This is a genomic window from Stieleria sp., from assembly GCF_041595215.1.
GTDB classification, from domain to species: domain Bacteria; phylum Planctomycetota; class Planctomycetia; order Pirellulales; family Pirellulaceae; genus Stieleria; species Stieleria magnilauensis.
Map to the genome: position 1 here is coordinate 1 of NZ_JBFHKV010000771.1, position 4,341 is coordinate 4,341.

Below are 4,341 nucleotides of genomic sequence, written 5' to 3' on the forward strand. Positions count from 1 at the left end.
GAGATTCCTCGGGGCACGGACCGATTGCGTGGCGGTGTATGATTGGTCTTTCGCCAGACCGCCGAAATACGAACTCGAGCCGAGGTAACGATCGGCATCCCTGTCCAGGAACGGGTCGCGCGACAGGTAGATGAGATCAGTCCAGCCTGACTGTCCCGGCGGCGTGTCACCGGGGCCAAGGTTGCTGACGGTGTACTCGACGTCGAACGTCTTACCCGCCAGCAGTCGTGGCGGCACCACAACCGAGGTGACTTGCAGGTCCGGCGGATCGGTCAGTTCGATCGGCAGCAGTGTCTTGGCCGTGTTATCCGCCTCACCGTCAAATTCCTGCACGACCGCCATGCCGGTGGCACCACATCCGACAATGTCGTTGCGGAAGATGGCCAAACAGTCCACCGCAGACGAACCTCCGCCCCTGAACTCGATACCGCTTCCGTCGATTTCAGGGAAGCGTGCACGGGTGAACTTGGAGTCGACGTCGACGATCAGATAGAAGTCACCGTCGATTCCTTGTGGAAGTCGCACATCGAGCGATCGACTGTAGGACTCATCGATGCCAAGTACACTTCCGTTTGCGCCGGAGCCACCCGCTGCGCCGAGCAGCCAGTCGGACGGGTCCAACGATTCATCGCGAGAAAGAAAGACACGATCGGGCCAGGCTTGTTCGGCCTGATCGGTGTCGGGCCGTGGGTACGTCGCCGCATCTCCGATGTTCTGCACTGTCCAATTCACAGTAACGGTTTGACCGGACTGAACCACGCCCGATGGGACCGTCAGTGAGGTGACCTTTAGGTCCGGTTCGGAATAGCTGATCTGAATCGGCCTTGAGTCCCGGTTGTTGAACTCTGCGGGAGCGAAACCGCCGCTCTCCATCCGTCCTCCTTCGTAAACGGCTCCACGTCCCCACCTGTTCGTGCCCGCGTAGAACGCGTGGCCTTCACGGTTGTCCATTGGCGGGACGGTCGGTTCGAAACGCCTTGGATCGGGGATCGGTAACGCATCGGTCCAGACATAGACGTAGAACTCGCCGTCGGCGCCGCGTGGCATTCGGATCCGCGTCGATTCAGTGTAACTTTCTCCTGTTCCCAACGGCGTGTCGCTACGGTGGATTTGTTTTCGCACCAGCGTCGATTCGCTGAGCTGAAACTCGGGAAATCTTGAGAGGTAAACGTACTCGGTCCAATACGTCGTCCCGGACCAGACCGGTGCACCGACATTGGTCACCGTCCAACTCAGGTCGACGTATTCGCCCGACTCGCTCGTCGCGGGCAAGTGGATATCGGTGATTTGCAAATCGGCTGCCGAGCGGCTAATGGTGATGGGAGTCGACCGGTCATTGTTGTCTTCGAATGATCCTTCGTAGATTCTTGGGATCAAGGCGTCGGTCTCGACAATCACATGACTGCCAAAGATTTCGGGTGTCAACTCGAACGTGGCTTCGGCGGTATAACTTTGACCGGCTTCTAAGCGACCACGATGATTGATGTACCCGAGTGACCATCTCTGCGCGTCGGGATGGTTACGATCAGCGTGTGTCGAAACGTAAATCCAATCGGTCCACGCGTCGCCTCCCGTCGCGTTCTCTCCCTGGTTTCGCACGGTCCACTGGACTGTCAACGACGTTCCCGCGTCGACCGCTGCCGGTGCGACGACGCTGTCGACGACCAGATCCGAGGGCGTTGTGGCTAGCGGCAGAACCGTGATCGGTCGCGCCTTGTAGTTATTGCTATCCAGTTCGTTTGGATCATCGGGGTTCGTATTGATGTCCCGAGTGTCCTCGACGACGACGTTGTAGGCGTCCGACCAGACGGTGACATGCCACTGGCCGGCTTGGAAATTTTTGCCATCGATTCGCGGCAACGTCACCCGGCGAGTCGCTGTGTAGTCTTCCCCGATCGCCAGCGAACCGGAATGGGAGAACGTTCCCAGCAAGATGTCGTCGGTCCGGACGTCAGGTCGGTTCCGATCGACGGTCAGCCAGATCGTGTCATTCCAAGAATCCACATCGGTTTCACCGAGCCCAAGGTTGGTGACGGTGTAAGTGACATCGATCGTGGTCCCCTCGAAGACTTCGTCCGGAGCGATGACGCCCGAGGTCACCAAATCAGCCGGCGGAAGTGCTTCGGCAAAGAACGATTTTGTCCCCAGGTTATTGTCTTCGTCCGGATACTCTTCAATGGAATCTTCAAAATCGGTTTGGACAAGCACAAACACATCACCGCGGAATCGCTTCGGCACGACGTAGGGATCGACCGACACCTGATAAGATTCATCCGGCGTCAATGCGGCGGCATTTTCGAAAGTGCCCAGTACGATGTCATCGCTGGTGACCCGATTGTCGAGCGAGAGGTACACCCGGTCTCTCCAGCGTCCCTTGGTTGTCTCGGTGCCGCGGTTGGTCAAGATGTAAGTTGCCGAAATCGTTCCACCGGCGGGAACGCTTGTTGGCGCGATGATATCGGTGACTTGCAAGTCCGGACGCGGCGGATGGCTGACGACGATGATTTCGTCGTCTTCGCTGACGTTGTTGTCCGCCGCCGCGGCGTGTTCGTACAGCGAACCGGTGAAGTTCGAGTGAACGACGACTTGAAATGCACCTTCCAGTTCGGGAGCCAGCGAAATTTGTTCGGCGCGTGTGTACGACAATCCGGCGTCGAGCGTCAGCGACGTTTCGAAGATTCCCAGGTGAATCAGATTCGCATTGGGATCTCCCACGGGTTTTAGTGACACACGGTCACTCCAGAGACCATCTGCCGCTGCGTCGCCCGTGTTGCGCACCGTCCACTCGACGTCGATCTTGGTGCCCGACTTCGCTTCCGGCGGCGCCGTGATCGCTTCAACGATCAGGTCGGGCGAAGGGGCGACGGTGATGTCGGTCGCCGAGGAGACACGACGGTTGTTGCCGCGGAAACGATGTTCGAACACGCCGGAAGAGGTTCCGGTGTCGACGACGACGTAGAAGGTCCCTTCCAGTCCGTTGGGAAGCGAAATCTGGGTGGTCCGTCGATAACTTTGATTGACACCCAGCACGCCAAAGTGGCTGCTGCCTGCGGCGATGGTCGGATCGTTGCGGTTCAGTCCGAAGGCACGTAGCAGGTCGGTCCCGTCGGGATTGCGGGCCAGTCGAACGACGTCGGACCAAACGGGGATGTCGGTGGGGCCGATGCCCTGGTTGGTGACTTGCCAGGTGATTTCGAGTAGACCGCCGCTGGAGGCCGTCGGCGGAACTTCGACCGAAGAGACGACAAGGTCGGCGTAGGGAGTCGGCGTGATTTCGACTTTGTCGGCGGCTAGCGCCACATTGTTCGCCGTCTTGCTGTTTTCGAAGACATCGCCTTGAGCATCGGCGACGACGAAGACATTGAATCGACCCGCCAAACCGGCCGGTAGCGTCAAGTCGGCCGACGCATTGTAGCTGTCGCCGACCGGCAACGATGTGTTGCGTCCCAGTTGGCCAACCACGCGATCGTCGCCATTACCAAAAATCTCGTCCGACGACAGAACAATCCAATCCACCCAAGAATCGGCATTCGTTGCCGCCTCACCGGTATTCGCCACCGTCCAGCTGACGGTCATGGCTGCCGGGTCACCGATCACCAAGGTGGGCGCAGCCATGTTGCTGGCCACCAGGTCTGCGTGGGGCGGCACGGTCAATGTGATCGGACTGGCGATCACGTTGTTGCCTTCGCCACCCAGTTCGTACATTTCATCTCCGTCGTCAACGCTCAGCAGCAAGAAATAGCTTCCGCTCAATTCGATCGGAATCGTCACGTCGGCTTGAAAGTCTTGCGTGCGTCCGGGTTGCCAGACTTCTGTTTCCAATCGCTCTGAAAGCAGGAGATCGCCCGCATCGACTTGGTCATTTTGGGATAGATAAATCCGCGTGGTGAAACCGGTGAGTGTCGCCGCGGTCCCGATTTGGCTTTCGCTCCAATCGAGCGTGAGCGAGTTTCCGGCGACGACCTCGGTGGGCGGACTGATGAAGACGCCCGTCACGTCGGGATGCCCGACCGTGATCACTTGTGGCAAGACGAACACGTTGTTCGATTCGCCGTCGCGTTCGAACAAGTCATCATTCCGATCGAGCGTGAAGACCAACCGATAGTCTCCGTCGGCGACATCGGGAATCGTGACGGTGCTTGTCACGGTTCGCGATTGATCAATCTCGAGCGCCATGTCTTGGAATTCGCTGGTGACGGGAATGCCGTTAGCAACTGTACCATCGGGAGACAGATAAACGACATCGGTCCAGTTGCCGCCGGTGGCTGCATCGCCAAGATTCTGGGCCGTCCAACGGACGGTGACCTCTCGGCCGGGTTGGATTGATTCATCGCTGATGGA

General features: G+C 58.6%; 1 protein-coding gene. It reads right to left on the reverse strand.

Features of this window, described 5'->3' with window-relative positions; genetic code table 11:
* Window positions 1–4,341, reverse strand: a 4,341-nt coding sequence (locus ABX749_RS23930; RefSeq protein WP_372898213.1) for a CARDB domain-containing protein, incomplete at both ends; no start/stop codon positions are given.